Here is a 24,856-nt window from a genome sequence, read left to right as displayed (position 1 = left end):
TGCTATAACCTCACTAGCAACCTTCTTTATGCTAATATTTAAGCCCTAGTACCGCTATTTCCTTATGGGCAATCCACTTAATGAACTCAAATAATTAAAACAATTAATTAACATTAGTTAGTTAAAAATTTTAAGTAAGTTTTAAAAAAACAGGTGGCATAATTATAATTCACTTATATTACAATGATTTAATAAAATATTGGTTATATACTATAAGATAGCCCCCAAGCACATTTCCAAACATATCATTAACAAACGCCAATTAGAATAGTGAATAAATTTACATAGCTCACAATTCCTTACTTTTTATCCCTGTTTTAGCAATAAATGCCACATATAATTACAGGCATCATTTTTTTAGACGTGATTATTGATAGCTAAAATTTTAGCCAGCCAATTAAAGAAAAGGGAAATATGCTATCTGAATAGCAAAACTGATATGTGTAATACGAGGTAAATTAGCAGTGGGTATGGCTGCAATAGGGCCGATTTGCAGCCATAAAAAGAAATGAGATTACAATAGGCCTGGGAATATGGCCTTAACACCCGTCACAATAAACTCTATTCCCAGCGACATCAGTAATAACCCCATGATACGAGTCACTACGTTGATCCCTGTTTGACCTAAGTAACGAACCAATAAAGACGCTGAACGAAATAATAACCAACAACAAAAGGCAAAAGCGATACTCGTCAACGCTAAGCCTAAAAAGTTTTGCCAACCATGCCAACGAGATGACCATACAATACAAGAGCTTATTGCACCAGGCCCCGCCATTAGAGGTAAAGCTAAAGGTACAACACCAATGCTATCCCTAACCGCAGTTTCCGTTTTTTCTTGCTTGTTCTGTTTGTCTTCACCAATTTTACCGCTAATCATTGACATCGCGATTGTGACGATCAAAATCCCCCCAGCAATACGGAAGGAATCAATTGAAATACCAAATAATTGCAGTATTGAGTCACCAATTAATAATGATGTACATAAAATGATCGCAACTGAGGTATTTGCAATGGTGTTAGTCTTATTTCGCCCAGCATTACTTTGATAGTTTGTCATACTAATAAACACAGGTAATATGCCAACTGGGTTTACAAGTGCAAATAAACCAATAAAAAATTTAATATAACCCGATAAATCAAGTAATGCGCTACTCACCCATTCATTTCCTTAAGCAATTCTCTTTAGAGATTCATTGATACCTTTCATAATTTTACCACCGATGTTATTAATTTCCTTGAGTAAAACAATATTTTCTTTAACTTGCTAAATTTATTTAATATTTAGTTAGATAGACATAGATTATCCGCACGAATTGTTTTGATAATATTAAATTAAGTAATAGATGAACAACATTTATTCAACTTGTGCATAAATACACGTGCTGAAAGGAGTCAGCTTAGCATTTTCGTGATTTAGATCACTTTATTTAATTACCGTTTTGTTAATCTACTCTTAACTGATAGACAGAGCTAATTAGGATATTAACTCAATATTGAATAAGGTTTTTAAGCCAATAAGCGATGATGAGCAGCGTTATTATAGATTACATCTATACTTTCATCTTTAAGCATTTCTTCGTTCTATAGATGCATTGCTCATTGGCTTAAAAAGTTTAACATTTATCAGGAGTAATCTATATGTCCGTAACTAACGTTACCGAACTCAATGAACTCGTTGCTCGTGTCAAAAAAGCTCAACGTGAATTCGCAACTTTCTCCCAAGAAAAAGTTGATGAAATCTTTAGAGCCGCTGCCCTCGCTGCTGCTGACGCACGTATCCCCCTAGCAAAACTTGCTGTCGAAGAATCTGGAATGGGCATTGTTGAAGATAAAGTGATCAAAAACCACTTTGCTTCAGAGTATATCTACAATGCTTATAAAGACGAAAAAACCTGTGGTACGCTATCTGAAGACCCAACATTTGGGACAATTACGATAGCTGAGCCGATTGGTATTATCTGTGGTATTGTGCCAACAACTAACCCGACTTCAACCGCAATTTTTAAATCACTCATTAGCTTAAAAACACGTAACGCTATTATTTTTTCTCCGCACCCTCGCGCCAAAATTGCTACTAACCGTGCAGCACAAATCGTGCTGGATGCTGCTATTGCAGCGGGTGCACCAAAAGACATTATTGGCTGGATTGACTCCCCTTCTGTTGAGTTATCCAATGCCTTAATGCACCATCCTGATATTAACCTGATTTTAGCGACAGGTGGACCAGGCATGGTGAAAGCCGCTTATAGCTCAGGTAAACCCGCTATCGGAGTTGGTGCGGGTAACACCCCTGTGGTGATTGATGAAACGGCAGATATTAAACGTGCTGTCGCGTCTATTCTGATGTCAAAAACATTCGACAACGGGGTTATTTGTGCATCTGAACAATCCGTTGTAGTCGTGGATGAAATCTACAACCAAGTTCGCGAGCGTTTTTCCAGCCATGGTGGCTACCTGCTACAAGGAAAAGAACTCAAAGCAGTTCAAGATATCATCTTAAAAAATGGCAACCTAAACGCCGCCATTGTTGGTCAACCTGCTTATAAAATTGCCGAAATGGCCGGTATTAGCGTGCCAAAAACAACTAAAATCTTAATTGGTGAAGTAAAAACTATTGATGAGTCAGAACCGTTCGCCCATGAAAAACTGTCTCCATTATTAGCCATGTATCGTGGTAAGAATTTTGAAGATGCCGTTGCAAAAGCAGAACAATTAGTTGAAATGGGGGGAATTGGCCATACCTCTTGCCTATATACTGACCAAGATAACCAACATGAGCGAGTTAACTATTTTGGCCAAAAAATGAAAACTGCGCGTATTTTAATCAATACGCCAGCGTCACAAGGCGGTATTGGTGACCTGTACAACTTTAAATTAGCGCCTTCTCTTACACTAGGTTGCGGTTCTTGGGGGGGTAACTCCATCTCTGAAAACGTCGGTCCAAAACACCTTATCAATACCAAAACTGTGGCGAAGAGAGCTGAAAATATGTTGTGGCATAAACTTCCGAACTCAATCTACTTCCGCCGTGGTTGTCTACCTATCGCCCTTGAAGAGATTGCAACTGACGGTGCAAAACGCGCCTTTATCGTAACCGATGGCTATCTATTCAATAATGGTTATGTTGATGAAGTCGTTAGCGTTCTCAAAAAACATCAGATTGAAACTGATGTTTTCTTTGAAGTTGAGGCAGACCCGACATTAACGGTTGTTCGTAAAGGTGCAGCACAAATGCAAGCATTCCAACCTGATGTCATTATTGCATTAGGTGGTGGTTCACCAATGGATGCGGCTAAAATTATGTGGGTTATGTATGAACACCCCGAAACTCATTTTGAGGAATTAGCATTACGTTTCATGGATATACGTAAACGTATCCACCGTTTCCCTAAAATGGGCGTTAAGGCTAAATTAGTTGCTATCACAACGACCTCCGGTACGGGTTCAGAAGTGACTCCATTTGCGGTAGTGACTGATGATAAAACAGGCCAAAAATATCCATTAGCGGATTATGCATTAACACCAAATATGGCAATTGTTGACGCGAACTTAGTCATGAATATGCCTAAATCGTTAACGGCTTTTGGTGGTTTAGATGCTGTCACCCATGCATTGGAAGCTTATGTTTCTGTTTTAGCAAATGAATTTACTGACGGACAAGCACTTAAAGCCCTGAGTTTATTAAAAGATTATTTACCAGCCAGTTACCACGAAGGCGCTAAAAACCCTGTTGCAAGAGAACGTGTACATAACGGAGCAACACTTGCGGGTATTGCATTTGCAAACGCATTCTTAGGTGTCTGTCACTCAATGGCTCACAAACTTGGTTCAGAGTTCCATATTCCTCATGGCCTTGCGAACGCATTATTAATTTGTAATGTTATCCGTTTTAATGCTAATGATAACCCAACAAAACAAACTGCGTTTAGCCAATACGATCGACCTCATGCACGTCGCCAATATGCAGAAATTGCAGATCATTTAGGGCTTACTAAAGTTGGAGATCGGACTGCTGAGAAAATTGAAAAATTACTCGCATGGTTGGAGGAAATGAAAGCTGATTTAGGCATTCCTAAATCTATTCGTGAGACTGGTGTAACTGAAGCCGACTTCTTAGCCCGTGTAGATAAACTTTCTGAAGATGCATTTGATGACCAATGTACAGGAGCAAACCCCCGCTATCCTTTAATCTCTGAAATTAAACAGTTATTACTGGATTCTTATTATGGTCGTGAGTTTGTTGAGCATCAAGATACGCCTGTGATTGATAAAGAGGAAAAAAAAGCGCCTCAGAAAAAAACAGCCGTAAAAAAAGAAGTAGAAAAGAAAAACGCTAAGAAATAATGTGTTAAACATTATTTAAAATAAAGGCACTACAATTATTGTAGTGCCTTTTGTTTCACTATTTGAAATGGATGACAGCAAGAATACATAAAATCAATATCATATAAAATAATTTAACCCACTGAGTTGATTTCATTAACTGCCGTAATAATCCGATAACCGAAGCCTATTTTAGTCCCTACACCAAAATATTTCTGCTCATCGAAAATGAAGTGGCTGCTTAGGTATAACGCCCTCATTCATCAACTGAGCTTGTTTTATTGCTTCTGAATAGTGCTTACGACAAACAGAGATATACTTTTCATTACCACCTATATCAACTTGTAAGCCTTCATATACAGGCACCCCATCACTTCCTATACGTAATACCTTGCTCGCCTTACGCCCGCAATAGCAAACCGTTTTTAGCTCAACTAATTTATCAGCCCAAGCAAGCAAATATTGACTACCCTCAAATAATTGTCCTGCAAAGTCGGTACGCAATCCATAACATAAAACCGGAATATCCTCGTTATCGACTATGTCACATAATTCTTCAACTTGTTTTTTTGTTAGAAACTGACATTCATCAATAAGAACACAATGTACTTTTTGTACACTATTTTCTTTTTTGATTAACTCGGCCATATTTGTTGTTGTTGAGTATAGTAACGCTTCCGCAGATAAACCTATTCGCGATGAGACTTTTCCTTGTTCAAAACGGTTATCTATCTCTGCCGTAAAAATAACCGTACGCATTCCTCTTTCATTATAGTTATACGATGATTGCAATAATGACGTTGATTTTCCCGCGTTCATTGCTGAATAATAAAAGTAAAGCTGAGCCATTTGGCTGTTCCCTCAAAATTAATATACATAATAATTTTACCATAAAACATACTTGAGGATTAACAATATTGGTGTAGATGCCCTTTACTTATTGAAAATTTAACTTTTTTTTGGGGCTCAACTTGTACCTTATTGCAAATATTACTTAGCACGTATGCAATAAAAATCAATTTGATATTAACTATAAACAGTTTCAACTAAAGCACATTCCGCTAAAAAGCATCATCAAAAAAAGAAAATTTAAGCCTGACCTTCCCTTCAATTCATTCCGAGTAAAAGTAAAATGAGACACGCCTCTTCTTTTTTGAATTATTTAATCACTAAGATTTTGGCTTATTCCTATTTTTCGTTTAGTTCAGTTATTGATAATAGCTATATATATATCTACGAAAAGTTTATTTTTCTTTTGTAAAAAAATTGCATTCGTTAAAGATTACTTTTAAACTAAGGAAGTAATTTAGCTATTGCAGAATTTAAAATAGCATTCTATTATTACTGTACACATGCCAACAAATAATTTGAGACCAGGAAAATGAGCGAATCATTAAAAGCGTTAAATAACATCCGTACTCTTCGTGCTCAAGCTCGCGAAGTAACTTTAGAATCTTTAGAAGAAATGCTGGAAAAATTAACCGTCGTTGTTGAAGAACGTCGTGATGAAGAGAGCCAAGCTCGCGCGGAATTAGAAGAACGTAACCGTAAATTGGAAAAAGTTCGTGAAATGATTCTTGAGCAAGGCGTCGATTTAAATGACCTTCTGCAAACAATGGACTCAGGTAAAAGCACTAGCACCCGTGCTAAACGTGCTGCACGTCCAGCTAAATATAAATATGTTGATGAAAATGGCGAAACTAAAACTTGGACAGGCCAAGGCCGTACTCCAGCAGTAATCAAAGTTGCCATTGAAGAACAAGGCAAATCTTTAGATGATTTCTTAATCTAATAGCCTATACATGTATTCTAAACACCCTTTTATAAGGGTGTTTTTGTTTCAACCTTTATATATTATTTTATATTAACCTCTACTAAGAAAAAGCGCTTAGCTATTATAGCTCCCTTTTTTAGCACTAAAGCCGCATAACTACTGCCCACTTCAATTAACTGTTCTGTTTAAGCCTTTGCGCTGTATTATACTACCAATCAAATAATCATGATAAATAAAACAGAGTAGTAAAGATATGTAAGCTTAATTAGATAAACTTAAATATTGTTCAGTGATTTTATTTATGTAATGGGGTTATATGTTAATTTTTGTACACCTCTCACTTATAATGAGTAGCAACTAAACAGTCTAAATCAGAGCGATACGCCTTAATACCTGACGTTTATTGTTAATAATTTATTTTTTCACGCATAAAAAAGGCTAACAAATTAAGTTAGCCTTTAATAAAAATTTATTGTGAAATTTTATTTTGCTGCATTCAATGACGCTGATAATTTCTTCAGCCACTGAGTAAACTCTTCACCCAACGCATCATGCTGCATTCCATATTCAACAAATGCTTTCATATAACCTAATTTATTTCCACAGTCATGACTTTTACCACATAAGTGGTAGGCCTCTACAGGCTCATTATTTTCCATCATTAATGCAATAGCATCAGTTAATTGTATTTCATCACCAGCACCGGGAGCTGTTTTAGCTAATGCATCCCAAATCTTTTCAGATAAAACATAACGACCAACAATAGATAAATTAGATGGAGCTTCTTCACGTTTTGGTTTTTCAACCATACGAACAATTCTTTTGCTATCCCCAGGTGCTAGCGTTTCTCCACTGCAATCCACAATACCATAGCTAGATACATCTTCTTCAGGGACTGGCTCAACTAAAATTTGACTTGCACCTGTTGATTCATATTGTTCGAGCATTTCACGCAAGTTAAATTTAGTTAAATCTGTACTGTAACGGTCTAAAATGACATCAGGTAAAATAACCGCAAAAGGTTCTTCACCGACTAACGGTTTAGCACACAAAATTGCATGCCCTAATCCTTTTGCTATTCCTTGTCGCGTTTGCATAATCGTTACATGACTTGGACAAATAGATTGAACCTCATCCAATAACTGGCGCTTAACACGCGCTTCTAAAATAGCTTCTAACTCAAAGCTTGTGTCAAAGTGGTTCTCAATGGAATTTTTTGATGAATGTGTTACTAAAACAATTTCATTGATCCCCGCAGCAATACACTCATTAACAACATATTGAATAAGTGGCTTATCGACTATTGGCAACATTTCTTTTGGAATAGCTTTTGTTGCAGGAAGCATACGTGTACCTAAGCCTGCAACGGGGATTACCGCTTTACGCACCTTGCGCTGTGTCATTTTTATCACTCCAGATATCATCCTTGCCTCTCAAATTTCACTAAAGTATCAAGAGGCATTTTAAGTGCGCAAAAGTATATCAGGAAATATTTATGAATAAATAGCGACGAGTCTGAATAGAGTTATTTAGATGACACATGCATGCATTTTAGACATTAATTATGTCTCCGGGTTAAACATAAGTTTTATTTTCTGACTATTATTACGTATTAAACACTGCCAAGCATTTCCTTTTACCTCTAAATGGTTAGATTGATAAAATTTAAGTGTACCTAAGGGAAGACTTCTTGGTAACTTAACATGCGTATTTTCTGTCGTTATTTCCGCTTCTAAGCCCGCACTCGCCATTATAATTGCTTTATTCTGTGTATTAAAATACCCCAATAAGAGAGGAAATTGCCCACTAAACCCCGAATCCTCTAGTAAATAATTTATTTGATTAATAATCCTATCAATATTAGGTAATTTTTTTTCTGGGTAGCTTACCGCACTTTTTAATAGGTCATTGAACACAACACGAATCAAAAAAGCAGCCATAATACCTTCTTGGGGAGAGCGCTCAGTGTCAATGCAGTAAAATCCTATTTGGCTGTCTGAAATAGCAGCTAAGTCTAATAATAAACCAAAGCGGTTAGCTTCATTAAGTTGGCGATAGTTAATTCGGTAATTATTTATAATTTGGTTTACTGGCGGTTGTAACTGCTTCAACACCGTCAACATATCTTGAGTATGATCTTGCATTAATGTAGAAATCTGATGAATTTCCTCTCCCATTAGCTCTGTTAGGCTATTTTTCTCAGGATACAGTGCAGAAAGTAGGGTCACTTTAACTTCATCTAAATTTTTTATTGGCTTAAGCAAAGCATCTTTAGCCCCTAAACGAAACATTCTATCTAACTGAGTAAAATCAGTTGTTGCCGTAATCACAATGACTGGAATATCAATATTACGAGCAATAAGCTCTCGCATAAACGCTTCACCATTCATTATCGGCATATTAAGGTCACAGAGAATGATATCAGGGGTGATACCGTTTATTGTTAACATCTCTATTGCTAATTGACCATTATCTGCGGTATAGATCTCAATACCCAGCGTTTCGAGGTAATTTTTTAAAATTGTACAGAAGGTGATTTCGTCTTCTATTATGAGTACTTTTCTATTTTTCATAAGATACCTACTGCAAAAGCCTGGTTTAATTAACAATACAATTATTCATACGATAAAATCATTTATTCGCCATCATTTAAGTATAGTGACTTTTCAATCTTATACTTATTTTTATAGAGAGTGTTATGAAATCACAAGTAGAAGATAGGTGTTGCTGTGGCAACGAAGCACAATTTGAACAATGCTGCGCCCCTTTTTTACAAGGAAAATCTATTCCACAGACGCCTGTACAGCTTATGCGCTCCAGATATAGCGCTTATGTTCACCAAAATGCCGATTATCTGATTAAAACATGGCACCCGGATTGCCATGCTCAAGAATGGCACCACGAAATTGTAAATAGTTTTTCGAAGACACGCTGGTGTGGTCTTCGTGTTATTAGTTCTTCTTATGCTAAAAATCCCGATGAAGCTTATGTCGAATTTTCGGCTTGCTTTATTGATGAAAAAGCTGATCATAAGCAGCTTATTCATGAACGTTCGCGTTTTATTAAGATGGATTCGTGTTGGTATTATATAGACGGCATTACCCCAAAAATCGGTCGTAATGATTTATGTCCTTGTGGCTCTGGTCAAAAATATAAAAAGTGTGGGCACCCAGACTAATTACCCTTTATTTAATGCCTGTCTAATGAGACACATTTAATACACAATCTGTCGTTTTTTATATCGCTTTGTTAGTTAAGGATTAGGCTGTTTCATGCAACACAAAATTGTACAAAAGAAAATTCTCAGGACAATTTGCCCTGACGCGAAAGGATTAATCGCGAAAATCACCAATATTTGCTATAAACACCAACTCAATATCGTACAAAATAATGAATTTGTTGATCATCACACTGGCCGTTTCTTCATGAGAACTGAGTTAGAAGGCATTTTCAACGATGAAACATTATTAGCGGATCTCGACGATGCATTGCCTGTTGGGTCTCAACGTGAATTAAACACTGCAGGCCGGCGTCGTATTGTCGTCATGGTAACCAAAGAAGCACATTGTCTGGGCGACCTACTCATGAAAAGTGCTTATGATGGCTTGGATGTTGAAATTGCTGCTGTTATTGGAAACCACGATACGCTAAGAAACTTAGTCGAACAATTTGGCATCCCATTCCACCATATTAGTCATGAAGGCTTAACTCGCGAACAACATGACGAAAAAATGACAGCACAGATTGACCAGTATCAGCCTGACTACGTTGTGTTGGCTAAATATATGCGCGTATTAACGCCCGCATTTGTTCAGCATTATCCAAACCAGATTATCAATATTCACCATTCGTTTTTACCTGCCTTTATTGGTGCCCGTCCTTATCACCAAGCTTATGAGCGTGGCGTAAAAATTATTGGTGCTACAGCGCATTTTGTTAATGACAGCCTTGATGAAGGGCCAATCATTACACAGAACGTGATTAATGTAGACCATACATTCACAGCGGATGATATGATGCGTGCTGGACGTGACGTTGAAAAAAATGTACTAAGCCATGCCCTTTACTGGGTCTTAGCTCAACGTGTATTTGTATATGGTAATCGCACCATTATTTTATAAGCCAACACAGTGGCTTATTTAACAACACTTTGTAGATTTAACACGCATTAAGAATAAAAAAACAGCAAACGACCATTTTATTGAAAATTAATGCTTTACAGCGGCGCGTCATTTGATATGATGCCGCCCGCTGTCAATGATTACAGCAACTCAAAATCTGGTGGGATACCCAAGCGGCCAAAGGGAGCAGACTGTAAATCTGCCGTCACAGACTTCGAAGGTTCGAATCCTTCTCCCACCACCATTTAATTAACATCCCCCCCTAATTTATCAACAACACCCATAAAACGATTTAGTACACTAGAGTGTGATTTTGATTTATAAATGTAACAAACACTTTTCCCCAAAATCTTGTTTAATGGTATATAAATTAATGATTTATCAATTAATTCTTCTTCTGGATAGTGGTCTATAATACCTATAAAGTCACCATCTTGAATAAAACTTTGGCAACAGCCAATATTATCCATTTGTCTCACGCTCGTTTTATTATCAACCGTTTCAATTTTTGCTAATAAATCGCTCATTAAAGAACTTTTATAAAATGCGGGGTCACATAACCAGGTACTTTTTTGTAATAATGTAACAAGATCATAATGAAATTTTTCATACAGTTCTTTCCGACAATAAATACCTAATGGTGAATTTTCTATTATTTTTTGTAATGAAAACCGTTCGCTGACAACCTGCTCTGAACTAAGAATAAGTGTATTTCCATCATAATCGACAATTTCATCTACTTCATCATAATTAAACCTTAATATATTTACTTGTACATTATTTTGATGTGCTGATTGATATAAATTAATTAAATGATTTTCCTTTCCCCAGTCATAATAAATATTAGCCTCATTGATTATATAACCTGAAAAATGTTTTTTCGTTATTTCTTTCTCCTGTAAATAAAGATCTCTTAGATCGTTATAAAGCTCTTGGCCATCCTTAGTTAATGTCATTCCAAATTTTTCTCGTTTAAAAAGCCGTTTACCTAGGCTTGTCTCAAAGTCTTTGATTGACTTCGCGATGGGAGGTGTCGTACGGTTCATCACTCTTGCCGCTTTGCTTAACGAGCCATTCTCAACAACCGCCATAAACGCCTCTAATTTTCTTGAAAAGAACATATCTATGACCCCATTCCATTTATTAAAATGTTAATCAACATACTTAACTTTCTCATTAATAATTATATTGATTAGCCCATAAATTAATCCAAAAAATAAAAAGTCAAAGTTGATTTTTTATTGAATGATTAACAATATTTCATAAAAGTATTTTTATAATTTCCATCATTACAAAGCAATATATTATACTGTTTCGATTAATTATTTTTTATGCCTCCACTATTAAATCACATTAAAATATAAATAACCAATTGACTTTAAATGAAATTAAAACTAGTTAATATTGAAATTATTAATTTAATTTTAATCAGAAATTAAATTCTAGCACCCATAATAAATTTAATTAATTATAATATTTTTTGTTTAACTAAATTTATTATAACTTTTATATTAAACGCTAAATTTTGATATTGTACCAAGAATGAGTTATGTAATGACCATTTTTATCATAATCGTTATTGGCTATAAAACAACCTAATCGTTGAAACATGCTACTCGGGGTTACAGTATTGCTACCATCTGGTAGAATACGCATAATAATCATAAAACTAGGTGATAAAAAACCATGAAATTCATATCGTTCAATATCAATGGCCTCCGAGCTCGTCCTCACCAACTCGCTGCAATCATCGAAAAACATCAACCTGAGGTTATTGGCTTACAAGAAACAAAAGTCCATGATGATATGTTCCCTTATGAAGAGGTTAGTCAGCTCGGCTATCATGTTTTTTATCACGGCCAAAAAGCCCATTATGGTGTGGCTCTTTTAACAAAAAATGAACCTATTGCTGTCCGCAAAGGCTTTCCAACTGACGATGATGACGCACAGCGCCGTATTATCATGGCTGACATTCAAACAGAGCGTGGCCCATTGACTGTTGTTAATGGTTATTTTCCTCAAGGGGAAAGCCGCGACCACCCAACTAAATTTCCAGCAAAAGAAAAATTCTATCAAGATTTACAAAATTACATTACATCAACACAAACGGCTGAGTCTCAATTACTCATTATGGGTGATATGAATATTAGCCCAACCGATCTGGATATCGGTATTGGTGATGCAAACCGCAAACGTTGGTTAAAAACCGGAAAATGTTCTTTTTTACCTGAAGAACGTGAATGGTTAGCTAAATTGTTAGGCTGGGGCTTGGTCGATACATACCGAGCTAAAAATCCTGATGTTGCTGATTGCTACTCTTGGTTTGACTACCGTTCTAAGGGCTTTGATGATAACCGCGGTTTACGTATTGATTTATTACTAGCCTCAAATAACCTTGCTGAACGTTGTATCGCAACGGGTATTGATTATGATATTCGCGGAATGGAAAAACCATCAGACCACGCACCGGTGTGGTCTGAGTTTGACCTAACAAAATAAATTTCCTCACTAGTTATCATGCAAAAAGGCGCTTAAAGCGCCTTTTATTGGTTTGCCAGACTCAACTAATCCTCTTTCTTTTTCGTTTTCTTCTTGCCTGTTTTTGCAGTTTTTTTCCCTGCTTTTACTGATGGGGCTGGTAACTCTCGAAATGCCCTCAAATTTGTAAATTGGCGTGCATGGTGAATTAATTGCATCAATGTTTGACCTAGCGGGTGCATAAAATCATCATAACGTGATTGTTTTTCACTAATTTGAGTCAGTACGGACTCCCAATGAGCAGTCATATCCGGTAATGTTGCCATATCGGGTAGAACATGAATTAGAGCCCTTCCTGCCGGAGAGGAATGAATGTAACGCCCTTTTTTGAAGAGAAATTGGCGCTTAAATAGTAAGTCAATGATGCCCGCCCTAGTCGCTTCCGTACCAAGCCCATCCGTTTCTCGCAATACTTTTTTTAATGCTTTATCTTGCACAAACCGAGCAATCCCAGTCATTGCTGATAATAGCGTTGCATCCGTAAAAGGGCGCGGAGGCTGCGTTTGCCGTTCGACAACTTCCCCTTTCTCACATAATAACTCATCACTTTTACTCACAACTGGCAAAGGCATACCATCATTTTCAGCATCGCGCTCTTTATTGCCTAATACAACTCGCCAGCCCGCTTCAGCAAGAAACCGAGCTTTTGCAATAAATTTACCCTTTTCAATTTCAAGATCAATAGTACACTTACGGTAAACCGCATCCGCCATGAACTGAATAATATATTGACGTGCAATCAGTTGGTAAATTTTACTTTCATTTTCCGTTAATTTTACTGCTGCCGTTTTTGCAGTTGGAATAATTGCATGGTGGGCGTCCACTTTTTTATCGTCCCAACAACGATTCTTTTTATCTAACTCTGGCAGTTCAAATTCAGTGAGATCAGGCTGATGCACAGCAATGGCATTCAATACACTGTGTCGCCCTGCAAAATGCTCATCCGGTAAATAGCGGCTATCCGAACGAGGATAAGTAATTAACTTATGTGTTTCATACAAGCGTTGGCATATATCCAATACTTCTTGTGCACTCAACGCATACTTTTTAGCGGCTTCAATCTGTAAAGACGACAAAGAGAAAGGCAATGGTGCAATTTCAGACTCGCGCTTGTCCTGATATTGCGTCACTATGGCAGGCTTCCCCTCAATACGCGATACCACATGGTCTGCAAGCGGCCGATGGAACAAACGCCCTTCTTCGTCTTGGTAATCAATACAGGAGTCACTTGGCTGCCATATTGCTACAAAACGCTCATCTTTTGGCGTAACAATATGGGCTTTCACCTCGAAATAATCTTTAGGGATAAAATTTTCTATTTCTTCATCGCGCCTAACAACTAGGCCCAAAACTGGCGTTTGTACCCGCCCAACAGAAAGAACACCTTGATATCCACCTCGTTGCCCTAATAGTGTATAAGCACGAGTCATATTGATGCCATATAGCCAATCTGCCCGTGCTCTCGCTAAGGCGGAGACACAAAGAGGGATAAACTCACGATTTTCTCTTAAGCGGTCAATTGCCCGCTCAACGGCTTGTGGGTTAAGGTCGTTGATCAAACAACGTTTTACGGCTTTGCGTTTCTCAGGATCGAGCTTTAAAAAATCAAGCACTTCGTCCACCAGCAGTTGACCTTCTCTATCGGGGTCTCCTGCATGGACGACTATTGAAGCTTGCTTCAGTAATGTTTCAATGGTTTTTAATTGTTTAGTTACTGCGGGACGGGGCTTCAATTGCCACTTATCCGGGATAATTGGCAAATCCTGAAGATTCCAACGTGCGTACCGAGGTTCATAAGCATCGGGTTCCGCCTGCTCTAAAAGGTGGCCAATGCACCATGTTACGGTTTGGCCATCACCACATTGAATAAAACCATCACCGCGTTTATGGGGTTTGGGTAATACATCTGCAATGGCCCTTGCAAGGCTCGGTTTTTCCGCAATAAACAAACGCATAAATTAATCTATCACTTCAACTAAAGGAACATTATCCTGATGGGGTAATAATTTACCGATAGACTGTAACAAAACACCTTGCTGCTGTGCAATCTCTTTAATTTTAGAGACTTCGGAAGGTTTTACTGCAATGAGTAAGCCACCAGAGGTTTGTGGGTCGCACAATAGCTGACGTTGCATATCACTCATTGGGCCAATAAGGTGACCATAGCTGTCGAAGTTACGGGTTGTTCCACCAGGAACGCAACCTGCTTCAATATATTTTTCGACGTTGGCTAATTTAGGGACTTTACTAAAGGAAATTTCAGCGCGAACTTTAGACCCTTCGCAAATCTCACTTAAATGTCCCAATAAACCGAAACCGGTTACATCCGTCATAGCCGTCACTCCCTCTAAAGGCGCAACCACCGCTCCTAACTTATTCATTTGGCACATGGTTTCTGCCGCTAAGTGTTGATGTTCCGGCGCAAGTACCCCTTTTTTCTCTGCCGTTGTCAAAACGCCAATCCCAAGCGGTTTAGTCAAGAACAGTTCGCAATCTGCTGTTGCAGCACTATTTTTCTTCACATATTCCGTATTCACAACACCTGTAACTGCCAAACCAAAAATAGGCTCAGGTGCATCAATAGAGTGCCCTCCAGCCAATGATATGCCAGCATCCGCACAAGCAGCACGGCCCCCCTCAATCACTTCACGAGCCACTTCAGGCGGTAACTTAGCAATTGGCCAGCCTAAAATAGCGATTGCCATAATCGGTTTTCCACCCATAGCAAAAATATCGCTAATCGCGTTAGTTGCAGCAATACGGCCAAACTCAAACGGAGAGTCAACGATCGGCATAAAAAAATCTGTCGTGCTGATGATACCAATCCCGTTACCGAGATCATAAACCGCCGCATCATCTTTCGTTTCATTTCCAACTAACAAATGTGGGTCATGAAATTTTGCTTGTTCCGTGTGTAAAATTTGCTCTAATACTTTCGGTGCAATTTTACAGCCGCAGCCTGCACCATGACTATATTGCGTTAATCTAATTTTTTCAGTCATTATTATTCTCTTTATTAGAAATAAGATACAAAGCCTGTCATATCAGGTGTTTGCACTTTTGCTGGTGCTTTAAGCTCTGGCGTACCTAAATAAAGAAATCCAACAATACGGTCGTTATCTCCACAACCTAATCCCGCACGAACCACGGCATCTTCTGTCCATGCTCCTGAGCGCCATATACCGCCAAAGCCTTGAGCAACCGCAGCCATCTGCATTGCTTGTACAGTGCAACTCGCAGCAACTAATTGTTCCCATTGTGGTATTTTCGGATGGTCTTTTAATTTCGCAATTACAGTAATAATGAGTGGAGCGCGAAAAGGTGCGTTACGTGCTTTTTCTTCTACTTCAGCACCTAATTGCCCTTCAATTGCCGCTTTTTCTAATAGCTCACTGAAGCGGTTAATACCTTCATTTTGCATAACAACAAAATGCCATGGTTTCAAAGCTCCGTGATCAGGTGCTCTCATCCCCGCAGCAAGTATATTGTTAAGTTCTTCACCTTGGGGTGCTGGTGATGTGAGTCTTGAAGCTGAACGGCGGTTCAACAAAAGGGTTAAAGCATCCATATTTGTCTCCGTTTAAGAGTAAACTGATATGATAATCATTCAATTAGATAATGATACCCACGCTATCTATTGTTTCAGCTTAAAGGAAAATCGCTTACACTAATACAATAATAACGGTTATTCGCTAGGTAAAATTACGTTATAAATTCATTGAATTGTATCATTTGTCACACATGAAAAATATCATTGAAGCATTGTACCTTGCTGATCATAATTTTGTTATGCATAAAAATAGCCCGCAGTTGCAACTAATTGTATTGATACAACTAAGACATCAACAATTCGATGTGATGATCGGGTAACGGATTTGCTTTTGAGTATACTGTCGTAAATTCATGCTACAGGCGGAAATAGCCCAACTGTAGAAAGACATATTTATGTAATATCCAAAAATAGTTTGTGCCATAAGTCAACGGCAAACCAGTGAAGCTAACACCCGTGTGGTGCAAAATATACAGGATAGGAGAAAACATGCGTCAACTTTGGGACATCATCGCTACCATCTTTAGAATTAGCTGGCGAGCACTAAACTTTATTAGGGAATTCGTTTTTAACGCCATTTTCTTAGTATTATTCTTTGTCGTTATTGGGTCAATTGCGCTTTACCAAACAGAAACTCAACCCGAAAAAAATTATTTTGGTGCTTTGTATGTTGATTTGCAGGGCGTTATCGTAGACCAAGTTTCTGCTCCAGACCCATTTGGTCGTATGAGCCGTGAACTACTTGGTACTTCAAATAGCCGCATGCAAGAAAATTCATTATTCGACATCGTTGATACTATTCGTACCGCCGCAAATGATGACCGTATTACAGGAATGGTATTACGCCTAGATGATTTAGTTGGCGCCGACCAACCTTCTCTGGCTTATATCGGTAAAGCAATCAATGAATTTAAAAGTTCAGGGAAACAGGTTTACGCCATCGGTAGCAGTTATAGCCAATCACAATACTATCTCGCCAGTTACGCTGATGATATCTACCTCACACCACAAGGTGCTGTTGGGGTATATGGTTTCGCAACTAATGGCCTTTATTACAAGTCACTGTTAGAAAAACTTAAAGTCAGTAGCCATATTTTCCGTGTTGGTACCTATAAATCAGCAGTTGAGCCATTAATGCGTGATGAAATGTCCCCTGAAGCACGTTTGGCCAATAAACAATGGTTGGATGCCCTGTGGAACAATTACCTCGCAGATATCGCCAAAAACCGCAATACTACCAGCACGCAAATTTTCCCTGGAGCTGATGCTATTTTAGAACAATTACGTTCTGTCAAAGGCGATAGCGCGCAATATGCTTTAAAACAAAAATTGGTTGATAAACTTTATACAAACGAAGAAGTTGAAGATTTACTCAGTAAACACTTTGGCTGGAATAAAGAAAATAAACAATTCAATAATATTAGTATCTATGATTACTCCGCTAAAATAACAGATACCAATGCGAATCAAAGTGGCAATATCGCCGTGATTGTTGTTCAAGGTGCTATCATGGATGGCCCGCAAACGGCTGGGATTGCAGGAGGCGATACCATCGCAGCACAAATTCGTGATGCTCGCCTTGATGATAATATTAAAGCAATTGTGTTACGCGTGAATAGCCCGGGGGGAAGCGTAAGCGCTTCTGATTTGATCCGCAGTGAACTGGCTTCGGCCCATGCTGCCGGTAAACCCGTGGTGGTTTCTATGGGGGGAATGGCAGCATCTGGCGGGTATTGGGTATCGACTCCAGCTGACTATATTATTGCCAGTCCAAACACACTGACAGGTTCAATTGGTATATTTGGTGTGATCAATACCTTTGAAAAATCTTTAGATTCTATTGGGGTGTATACTGATGGAGTATCAACATCACCATTAGCCGATATTTCTCTGACTAAAGGGATTAGCCCACAATTTGCTGACATGATGCAAATTACTATTGAAAATGGTTATGAGACATTTATTGGCTTAGTCGCGAAAGCTCGCCATAAAACACCTGCAGAGATAGATAAAATCGCTCAAGGCCGTGTGTGGATCGGGCAAGACGCGCTTAAAAATGGCCTTGTAGACCAGCTAGGTGATTTTGATACTGCGATAGATAAAGCCGCAGAACTCGCTAAACTCACTGATGTTAAGCTAGATTGGATGAAGCCTGAGATGACTTTCATGGATCAATTGTTGCTTGAATTAACCACTAGCGTTCAAGCTGCGATGCCGGATGTACTACAGGTGTTTTTGCCCCCAGCAGTCGCAACGGATATCCGCCAGCAAGCTCAGTTTTTCTTAAAAATGAATGACCCTCAAAACCGCTACGCATTTTGCTTAAATTGCGCGGAAATTAACTGATCGCTAAATCCCCTTCAGCGTTAATGAAGGGGATTTCTCTCACAAACTCATCAATAACCCCATATCAATCTAATTATTCGCAAGTTAACGATAGTAATACGCTAACAAATGCGTCAAAATCCTGATAATCATTCTCCTTCGATAAGTTGGATAAATTAGGTAATAAGATGCAGAAGAAATCAATTTATGTAGTCTACACAGGTGGAACAATTGGCATGCGCCATTCACCACAGGGATATGTTCCTGTTTCTGGTCATTTGCAAACTCAGTTAGCTCAAATGCCCGAGTTTCACCGCCCTGAAATGCCTGAGTTTACCATCCGTGAGCATCAACCGTTGATTGATTCATCTGATATCACTCCTGAAGATTGGCAGCTCATCGCTGATGATATTCGGGAAAATTATCCACTTTATGATGGGTTTGTTATATTACATGGCACTGATACTATGGCTTTCACCGCCTCAGCCTTATCTTTCATGTTTGAAAACTTGAAAAAGCCAGTGATCGTGACAGGGTCACAAATACCATTAGAAGCATTACGTTCTGATGGGCAAACAAATCTATTAAATGCCTTATATTTAGCGGCCAATTACCCTGTTAATGAGGTCGGGCTGTTTTTTAATAACAAATTATATCGCGGTAACCGCACCGTTAAGGCTCATGCTGACGGCTTTGATGCTTTCAGCTCACCTAACTGCTCCCCCTTAATGGAGGCGGGTATCAATATTCGTACATTCAATACGTGCCCTGCACCTATTGGCATAGGTGAATTTAAAAGCCACCGAATTACACCTCAACCTATCGGTGTTGTTACACTTTATCCGGGACTCTCGGTTGAGATTGTTCGCAATATTCTCCAACAACCTGTCAAAGCGCTTATATTGCGCTCTTACGGTGTCGGTAATGCCCCTCAACAGCCTGAATTACTACGTATACTTCGCGAGGCAACGAACCGAGGCATTATTGTGGTGAACCTGACACAATGTATTTCTGGCCGTGTTAATATGGAAGGCTATGCCACAGGACACGCTCTTGCAGAAGCTGGTGTGATAAGTGGATACGACATGACTTTTGAAGCCGCCTTAAGTAAATTGCACTACTTACTAAGCCAAAATTATACCCCCGCTTTAATCCGAGAGTTAATGCAGAATAATTTACGCGGCGAGTTGAGCTATGCTGATGAATAACAGATAACATACTGAGGACACAATGAAAGCAGCATTACTGTTAGTCGATTTACAAAACGATTTTTGCACCGGTGGCACATTAGCAGTAAATGAAAGTGAACATGTTATTGATGTTGCTAATAAGGCGATGGCTATTTGCCAACAAAAACAGATAGACATCATTGCAAGCCAAGATTGGCATCCCGCGACACATCTTAGTTTTGCGGCTAATTCAAATACTCAAATTGGCGAAGTCGGTGAGCTAAATGGCATTACACAAGTTTGGTGGCCTATTCATTGCGTACAAGGTGAGCACGGCGCTAAATTACACTCAGATTTAAATCAATCACTGATTAGTGCAACTTTCACCAAAGGGGAAAACCCACAGGTTGATAGCTATAGTGCCTTTTTCGATAACGATAAAATTAGCCAAACCCGCCTGCATGCATGGTTACAAGAACAACACATTTCACATTTAATTATTATGGGAATTGCGACGGATTACTGTGTCAAATTTACCGTGTTAGATGCCCTAAAATTAGGCTATAGCGTAGATGTTCTAGTGGATGGATGTAGAGGTGTTAATCTTGCAGCCAATGACAGCCAAGAAGCTTTAGACGAAATGAAAAAGCAAGGCGCGAGGTTAATCACGTTAACTGACCTGCATTAACCCAGACTTTGTAGACAAGTTTTCTCATATCAATTGAGAAAACTTGTTTTAGTGACGCTGTCACTGTACAACACCCTATTGAATAACCAAACTATTCTACAGATCTACAGAGTAACTGTTACTCATCATTATTTTGCGGTTTTAATGTTGCCAACATTTCACCTTGAAACAGCGTTTTTAGCTCTTGTTTGCTCTTCATCGTAATTTCGCCATTAGTCCCTACCGTCATATGCTCTGGGTCATGGTTATGCCGCGACTGCCACAATAATACCATTTGCAAGCTATGCTCTTTTTGTTCTGGCGTTAACATCACCCCATCCGGCCATTTACCTAGCTCAACTGCGGTTACTAGGCGCTGATAGATTTCAGGTGTCATCACTGCTAATAATTGTTCAAGTTGCTCTGGATTAACTTCAACGCTCACGGTAAGGCTCCTTCAAGTACGCAATTAACACGTTATTTTATTATTCTTAATTTTAGCTGATAGCTGAATCGTTTTTGTCATTCTAATATTAAAATTTCAGCACCCTTCAGCTCTTTATCCACGGGTCTTTTCACCATTATCATCATCGATAAAGCTTAATGATGCTGAATTAATACAGTAACGCTGACCCGTGGGCTGCGGACCATCGGGAAATACATGCCCTAAATGCGCATTACAGTGTTGACAGCGAACCTCAATGCGATGCATCCCATGCGAGAAATCCTCAATGTATTTGATAGCCTCTTCATTGACGGGTTGATAAAAGCTTGGCCAACCACAACCTGCATCAAATTTGCTCTCAGACATAAATAAAGGTGAACCACAGCATAAACATTCGTACACACCATCTTTACGGTTATGCAATAATTGGCCACTGAATGGCGGCTCGGTACCTGCTTGCTGTGTAACGTAACGCTGCATTTCATTTAATTCTGAAATATCAATAGGTTGGTTATCTTTTTTTGACATGTCACACCTAAATATTTAAATAACTAAAATGTTCAATGGTTATCATACATCAATTTCAATCAACAAAAAATTAACAACATTTTCTGTAAAACTATTCTAAACTAAGAAGCATCTTACTTTCCGTTTTGATTTGTGAACCGTATCACATATATCACTGATAGATGGTTTCATTATGCTGCACAATCCCGATAATACGTGCGGCTGTATTTGCCGCTGAAGTGGCTGACAAATAAGCAATTGGTGGTATCAGAATTGATTTTTTTCAATAATTGACACGATTCCGCTTGACGGCTGGCAAGGTTTTGGTAACTTTAACTACAACTTAATTCACGAATAAATAGCTGGTGGAAATACTATGACTATCAAAGTAGGTATTAATGGTTTTGGTCGTATTGGCCGTATCGTTTTCCGTGCTGCACAAGAGCGTTCTGACATCGAAATCGTTGCTATCAACGACCTGCTCGATGCAGAATACATGGCGTACATGCTGAAATACGACTCAACTCATGGTCGTTTCAACGGTACTGTTGAAGTTAAAGATGGTCACCTAGTTGTAAACGGCAAAAAAATCCGTGTAACAGCAGAAAAAGATCCTGCAAACCTGAAATGGAACGAAGTCGGTGTTGACGTCGTTGCTGAAGCTACAGGTATCTTCTTAACTGATGAAACTGCACGTAAACACATCCAAGCAGGTGCTAAGAAAGTTGTTCTGACTGGCCCTTCTAAAGATGATACTCCTATGTTCGTTATGGGCGTTAACCACAAAGCTTACGCAGGTCAAGAAATCGTTTCTAACGCATCTTGTACAACTAACTGCTTAGCTCCACTGGCTAAAGTTATCAACGACAAATTCGGTATCGTTGAAGGCCTGATGACAACTGTTCACGCAACAACTGCAACACAAAAAACTGTTGATGGCCCTTCACATAAAGACTGGCGTGGTGGTCGTGGTGCTGCGCAAAACATCATCCCATCATCAACCGGTGCGGCTAAAGCAGTAGGTAAAGTTATTCCAGAACTGAATGGCAAACTGACTGGTATGTCTTTCCGTGTACCTACTCCTAACGTTTCTGTAGTTGACTTAACTGTTCGTTTAGAAAAACCAGCAACTTACACTCAAATCTGTGATGCAATCAAAGAAGCAGCAGCAGGCGAGCTGAAAGGCGTTCTGGGTTACACTGAAGATGACGTTGTATCAACTGACTTCAACGGTGAGAAACTGACTTCAGTATTTGATGCTAAAGCTGGTATCGCACTGAACGACAACTTTGTTAAATTAGTTTCTTGGTATGACAACGAAACTGGTTACTCTAACAAAGTATTAGACTTGATCGCTCACATCTCTAAATAAGAGCTGTAACGAAATTTGTCTAACTGAGCCGCCGATTGGCGGCTCTTTTGTATCGTATCCAATAACAAATTAACACTTCATATTTTCTGCTATATCGCTTATGGTTGATCTCTTATTGGATACGCTATAAACATGACTTATTTTAGAATGAATACTATTCACCGCGTCACCGCGCCTTTAAATATACCGAATAGAGATTCTAAATAATTCAAGTGAATGAACACAGTCAGCAATGCTGCAGTTTGAAAGATGACGAGTATTCACACTGTTCCATTAACACAGGCCTAATACCATGCACGACAAACTTTTTGCACTACCAGTCATTAAACAAGTCTCTGCTTACATCACTCAACGCCAACTCGGCGAGCTTCCACTCATTGTCATCTCGCACCCTAAGGTGCGTGGGGCCGTCAGTTTACAAGGTGCTCAACTTATTGATTGGCAACCTGCAGGGCAAAAACCTTGCTTATGGCTAAGTTCAGAAAGTGCTTTTAAAGAAGGTGTAGCTATCCGCGGTGGCATCCCTATTTGTTGGCCTTGGTTCGGCCCTGTTGCTAGTCCTAGCCATGGTTTTGCGCGAATTTTACCTTGGCAATTCACCGCACATAATGAGCATGAAGATGGCGTTATTTTAACCTTCACGTTAACGGATACCGACTATACCCGTAAATTATGGCCACATGAGTTCACTCTGATCCTCCGTATGAAACTCGGTGAAACATGTGAACTTGAACTAGAAAGTTATGGGGATTTCGAAACTACTGCCGCACTGCATAGTTATTTCAATATCAGTGATATTCAAAAAGCCACCGTCTATGGGTTAGGCGGTAACTATTTCGATAAAGTCGCAGATAAAGAAGTTTATGCCAATGAACCTCTCAAATTTAATAAACATACTGACCGTATTTATTCAGAACCGGATGAATATAGCTTATTACGTGATGATGGATGGGCTCGTACAATAGAAATTCATCATTACCATAATAGTGATGTTGTCTGTTGGAACCCTTGGGCTGAGTTATCATGCAGTATGGACGATATGCCAAATAATGGGTACAAACAAATGGCTTGTGTAGAAACGGCAAGGATTAATGTCCCAATGAAAAGTGAGGCACAGCACCCTGCTCGCCTTTCATTAGTGATGGTCAGTCGCGATAATAAACCGCAAGATTAATCATCCAGTCTAAGTGTATAAGATTTCTAAATAGATAAAATTGAGCCCCTGATAAACATAATGATATCAGGGGCTCAATAATTTAACTTTCGATAACAAACTTAGAATGTGTAAGTGACACCTGTCCACATAATGGCGGAAACATCTTTATTCACCATTGGGCTATCTTTCACTTCACTTGGTAGGCGGTCAACACGGCCCATTGCAAATACCGTCCAATTTTCATCAAAGCGATAATTTCCTGTCACTTCAACGTATGGTGTCCAACTTGAACCTGGGTTATAACGTTTTAAACCGCTATTACGTGATTCTTTTGAAGAAATACCATATTCATAACGGTTTTGGTTCTTGCTATCCCATTTAATACCAAGACCTGGGGTGATTGACCACTTATCACCTTCAAAACCATACAGATAGGCGAATTCACCACGAATACCATTACTGATACCTAGGATATCACCAGAAATATTCGTTCTCAGCGTACCCCAATCAGCGTTATGACGATAAGTCAGCCCCGTCATCACCGTATCACGGCGACGGTCTAATTCACGCATTGCTTTATCATCATTGTCTTTAGGTTTAAAAAATTGCGGGTAATAAAAAGCATCTAATGATAGTTGGTCTTGCGTATCATTCCATAGGTAATAACCAGCTGCTAATGTATGAAAATAGAAGTTCTCACTGTCATAATTAACAATAGGCACTGGCGTGACATAATCACGGCTCTTAATTCCTTTATAAGGTGTTGATTGCGCTAATACTGACCCCCCAACAGACCAAGTTCCAGCAAACGCGGCCCCAGATAACACACTCAAAGCCACAGCAAGTGTCGTTAATTTAATTGCTTTAGACATATATTTAACCTAAAAATAATGAGAAATAGATCAC

General features: G+C 38.9%; 21 protein-coding genes and 1 tRNA gene. 11 read left to right on the top strand and 11 right to left on the bottom strand.

All coding sequences use genetic code 11. The annotated features are described in order from the left end of the window. Positions 1-514 precede the first annotated feature (514 nt). Positions 515-1,159 carry a YchE family NAAT transporter gene (locus PR725_RS06595; protein ID WP_004254112.1) on the bottom strand — a complete coding sequence of 215 codons (645 nt, stop codon included), beginning with the start codon at positions 1,157-1,159 and terminating at the stop codon, positions 515-517. 482 nt (positions 1,160-1,641) lie between these two features. Here PR725_RS06595 and adhE point away from each other — a divergent pair, with 482 nt between their 5' ends. Beyond that, on the top strand, positions 1,642-4,347 hold the full coding sequence (gene adhE, locus PR725_RS06590; protein ID WP_109913226.1) for a bifunctional acetaldehyde-CoA/alcohol dehydrogenase: 2,706 nt from the start codon (positions 1,642-1,644) through the stop codon (positions 4,345-4,347). 198 nt (positions 4,348-4,545) lie between these two features. Here the strand turns inward: adhE and PR725_RS06585 are convergent, their stop codons facing one another. After that, on the bottom strand, positions 4,546-5,175 hold the full coding sequence (locus PR725_RS06585) for a thymidine kinase (protein WP_109913227.1): 630 nt from the start codon (positions 5,173-5,175) through the stop codon (positions 4,546-4,548). A gap of 532 nt (positions 5,176-5,707) precedes the next feature. On the opposite strand from PR725_RS06585, the gene hns reads away from it, so the two are divergent. Then, positions 5,708-6,118, top strand: a complete 411-nt coding sequence (hns, locus tag PR725_RS06580) for a histone-like nucleoid-structuring protein H-NS (RefSeq protein ID WP_004254106.1) — start codon at positions 5,708-5,710, stop codon at positions 6,116-6,118. A 464-nt stretch (positions 6,119-6,582) separates the two neighbouring features. On the opposite strand, the gene galU is transcribed toward hns, so the two are convergent. Both galU and rssB read right to left on the bottom strand, forming a co-directional pair. After that, positions 6,583-7,503 carry a UTP--glucose-1-phosphate uridylyltransferase GalU gene (galU, locus tag PR725_RS06575; RefSeq protein ID WP_004911149.1) on the bottom strand — a complete coding sequence of 307 codons (921 nt, stop codon included), beginning with the start codon at positions 7,501-7,503 and terminating at the stop codon, positions 6,583-6,585. 159 nt (positions 7,504-7,662) lie between these two features. Further along, the gene (gene rssB, locus PR725_RS06570; protein WP_109913228.1) at positions 7,663-8,673 is read right to left on the bottom strand and encodes a two-component system response regulator RssB; all 1,011 of its coding nucleotides are present in this window, start codon (positions 8,671-8,673) and stop codon (positions 7,663-7,665) included. Between the two features lie 125 nt (positions 8,674-8,798). Here rssB and PR725_RS06565 point away from each other — a divergent pair, with 125 nt between their 5' ends. The 3 genes from PR725_RS06565 to PR725_RS06555 all read left to right on the top strand — a co-directional run bounded on the left by PR725_RS06565 (position 8,799) and on the right by PR725_RS06555 (position 10,465). Further along, positions 8,799-9,278, top strand: coding sequence for a YchJ family metal-binding protein (locus tag PR725_RS06565; RefSeq protein ID WP_117162235.1), 480 nt, complete (start codon positions 8,799-8,801; stop codon positions 9,276-9,278). Between the two features lie 94 nt (positions 9,279-9,372). Then, positions 9,373-10,221: a formyltetrahydrofolate deformylase gene (purU, locus tag PR725_RS06560; RefSeq protein WP_110731961.1), complete on the top strand. Its 849-nt coding sequence runs from the start codon at positions 9,373-9,375 to the stop codon at positions 10,219-10,221. A gap of 159 nt (positions 10,222-10,380) precedes the next feature. Then, a tRNA-Tyr gene (locus tag PR725_RS06555) sits at positions 10,381-10,465 on the top strand. A 1-nt stretch (position 10,466) separates the two neighbouring features. Here PR725_RS06555 and PR725_RS06550 read toward each other — a convergent pair. Continuing rightward, the gene (locus PR725_RS06550) at positions 10,467-11,342 is read right to left on the bottom strand and encodes a LysR family transcriptional regulator (protein ID WP_004911163.1); all 876 of its coding nucleotides are present in this window, start codon (positions 11,340-11,342) and stop codon (positions 10,467-10,469) included. Positions 11,343-11,907: 565 nt separating this feature from the next. Between PR725_RS06550 and xthA the strand changes: the two genes are divergently transcribed. Continuing rightward, complete coding sequence (gene xthA, locus PR725_RS06545; RefSeq protein WP_109913251.1) at positions 11,908-12,720, top strand: exodeoxyribonuclease III; 813 nt, start codon at positions 11,908-11,910, stop codon at positions 12,718-12,720. Positions 12,721-12,785: 65 nt separating this feature from the next. Here the strand turns inward: xthA and PR725_RS06540 are convergent, their stop codons facing one another. From PR725_RS06540 to PR725_RS06530, 3 genes are read right to left on the bottom strand one after another with little or no spacing between them, the layout of a single operon-like run. Then, the gene (locus PR725_RS06540) at positions 12,786-14,714 is read right to left on the bottom strand and encodes a DNA topoisomerase III (protein ID WP_110731962.1); all 1,929 of its coding nucleotides are present in this window, start codon (positions 14,712-14,714) and stop codon (positions 12,786-12,788) included. Between the two features lie 3 nt (positions 14,715-14,717). Next, positions 14,718-15,761, bottom strand: a complete 1,044-nt coding sequence (gene selD, locus PR725_RS06535) for a selenide, water dikinase SelD (protein ID WP_004911178.1) — start codon at positions 15,759-15,761, stop codon at positions 14,718-14,720. A gap of 14 nt (positions 15,762-15,775) precedes the next feature. After that, positions 15,776-16,327, bottom strand: coding sequence for an NAD(P)H nitroreductase (locus PR725_RS06530; protein WP_109913254.1), 552 nt, complete (start codon positions 16,325-16,327; stop codon positions 15,776-15,778). Positions 16,328-16,798: 471 nt separating this feature from the next. Between PR725_RS06530 and sppA the strand changes: the two genes are divergently transcribed. The 3 genes from sppA (at position 16,799) to pncA (ending at position 20,491) form a co-directional block, all read left to right on the top strand. Further along, the gene (sppA, locus tag PR725_RS06525; RefSeq protein WP_109913255.1) at positions 16,799-18,655 is read left to right on the top strand and encodes a signal peptide peptidase SppA; all 1,857 of its coding nucleotides are present in this window, start codon (positions 16,799-16,801) and stop codon (positions 18,653-18,655) included. Positions 18,656-18,822: 167 nt separating this feature from the next. After that, positions 18,823-19,842: an asparaginase gene (gene ansA, locus PR725_RS06520; protein WP_004911183.1), complete on the top strand. Its 1,020-nt coding sequence runs from the start codon at positions 18,823-18,825 to the stop codon at positions 19,840-19,842. Positions 19,843-19,864: 22 nt separating this feature from the next. Beyond that, positions 19,865-20,491 (top strand): bifunctional nicotinamidase/pyrazinamidase, encoded by a 627-nt coding sequence (pncA, locus tag PR725_RS06515; protein ID WP_109913256.1) that lies wholly within the window; start codon positions 19,865-19,867, stop codon positions 20,489-20,491. A 118-nt stretch (positions 20,492-20,609) separates the two neighbouring features. On the opposite strand, the gene PR725_RS06510 is transcribed toward pncA, so the two are convergent. After that, positions 20,610-20,915, bottom strand: coding sequence for a YeaC family protein (locus PR725_RS06510; protein ID WP_004911191.1), 306 nt, complete (start codon positions 20,913-20,915; stop codon positions 20,610-20,612). A gap of 114 nt (positions 20,916-21,029) precedes the next feature. Further along, the gene (msrB, locus tag PR725_RS06505; protein ID WP_004911195.1) at positions 21,030-21,443 is read right to left on the bottom strand and encodes a peptide-methionine (R)-S-oxide reductase MsrB; all 414 of its coding nucleotides are present in this window, start codon (positions 21,441-21,443) and stop codon (positions 21,030-21,032) included. A 355-nt stretch (positions 21,444-21,798) separates the two neighbouring features. On the opposite strand from msrB, the gene gapA reads away from it, so the two are divergent. Further along, positions 21,799-22,794, top strand: coding sequence for a glyceraldehyde-3-phosphate dehydrogenase (gapA, locus tag PR725_RS06500; RefSeq protein WP_004911198.1), 996 nt, complete (start codon positions 21,799-21,801; stop codon positions 22,792-22,794). Between the two features lie 292 nt (positions 22,795-23,086). Continuing rightward, the gene (locus tag PR725_RS06495) at positions 23,087-23,968 is read left to right on the top strand and encodes a D-hexose-6-phosphate mutarotase (RefSeq protein ID WP_272568193.1); all 882 of its coding nucleotides are present in this window, start codon (positions 23,087-23,089) and stop codon (positions 23,966-23,968) included. A gap of 101 nt (positions 23,969-24,069) precedes the next feature. On the opposite strand, the gene PR725_RS06490 is transcribed toward PR725_RS06495, so the two are convergent. Then, complete coding sequence (locus PR725_RS06490; RefSeq protein ID WP_004911202.1) at positions 24,070-24,822, bottom strand: MipA/OmpV family protein; 753 nt, start codon at positions 24,820-24,822, stop codon at positions 24,070-24,072. Positions 24,823-24,856 lie beyond the last annotated feature (34 nt).

The organism is Providencia sp. PROV255, assembly GCF_028478065.1.
GTDB classification, from domain to species: domain Bacteria; phylum Pseudomonadota; class Gammaproteobacteria; order Enterobacterales; family Enterobacteriaceae; genus Providencia; species Providencia rettgeri.
Note: the sequence above shows the minus strand (reverse complement) of the source record. Positions and strands in the feature narration are given on the sequence as shown.

Excerpts from the sequence above, each read along its gene's own strand:
- PR725_RS06585 (WP_109913227.1), bottom strand. The coding sequence starts at position 5,175 with ATGGCTCAGCTTTACTTTTATTATTCAGCAATGAACGCGGGAAAATCA.
- msrB (WP_004911195.1), bottom strand. The coding sequence starts at position 21,443 with ATGTCAAAAAAAGATAACCAACCTATTGATATTTCAGAATTAAATGAA.
- purU (WP_110731961.1), top strand. The coding sequence starts at position 9,373 with ATGCAACACAAAATTGTACAAAAGAAAATTCTCAGGACAATTTGCCCT.
- rssB (WP_109913228.1), bottom strand. The coding sequence starts at position 8,673 with ATGAAAAATAGAAAAGTACTCATAATAGAAGACGAAATCACCTTCTGT.
- PR725_RS06530 (WP_109913254.1), bottom strand. The coding sequence starts at position 16,327 with ATGGATGCTTTAACCCTTTTGTTGAACCGCCGTTCAGCTTCAAGACTC.
- PR725_RS06550 (WP_004911163.1), bottom strand. The coding sequence starts at position 11,342 with ATGTTCTTTTCAAGAAAATTAGAGGCGTTTATGGCGGTTGTTGAGAAT.
- xthA (WP_109913251.1), top strand. The coding sequence starts at position 11,908 with ATGAAATTCATATCGTTCAATATCAATGGCCTCCGAGCTCGTCCTCAC.
- galU (WP_004911149.1), bottom strand. The coding sequence starts at position 7,503 with ATGACACAGCGCAAGGTGCGTAAAGCGGTAATCCCCGTTGCAGGCTTA.
- PR725_RS06540 (WP_110731962.1), bottom strand. The coding sequence starts at position 14,714 with ATGCGTTTGTTTATTGCGGAAAAACCGAGCCTTGCAAGGGCCATTGCA.
- PR725_RS06565 (WP_117162235.1), top strand. The coding sequence starts at position 8,799 with ATGAAATCACAAGTAGAAGATAGGTGTTGCTGTGGCAACGAAGCACAA.
- sppA (WP_109913255.1), top strand. The coding sequence starts at position 16,799 with ATGCGTCAACTTTGGGACATCATCGCTACCATCTTTAGAATTAGCTGG.
- gapA (WP_004911198.1), top strand. The coding sequence starts at position 21,799 with ATGACTATCAAAGTAGGTATTAATGGTTTTGGTCGTATTGGCCGTATC.
- PR725_RS06490 (WP_004911202.1), bottom strand. The coding sequence starts at position 24,822 with ATGTCTAAAGCAATTAAATTAACGACACTTGCTGTGGCTTTGAGTGTG.
- ansA (WP_004911183.1), top strand. The coding sequence starts at position 18,823 with ATGCAGAAGAAATCAATTTATGTAGTCTACACAGGTGGAACAATTGGC.
- PR725_RS06495 (WP_272568193.1), top strand. The coding sequence starts at position 23,087 with ATGCACGACAAACTTTTTGCACTACCAGTCATTAAACAAGTCTCTGCT.
- adhE (WP_109913226.1), top strand. The coding sequence starts at position 1,642 with ATGTCCGTAACTAACGTTACCGAACTCAATGAACTCGTTGCTCGTGTC.
- selD (WP_004911178.1), bottom strand. The coding sequence starts at position 15,761 with ATGACTGAAAAAATTAGATTAACGCAATATAGTCATGGTGCAGGCTGC.
- pncA (WP_109913256.1), top strand. The coding sequence starts at position 19,865 with ATGAAAGCAGCATTACTGTTAGTCGATTTACAAAACGATTTTTGCACC.
- hns (WP_004254106.1), top strand. The coding sequence starts at position 5,708 with ATGAGCGAATCATTAAAAGCGTTAAATAACATCCGTACTCTTCGTGCT.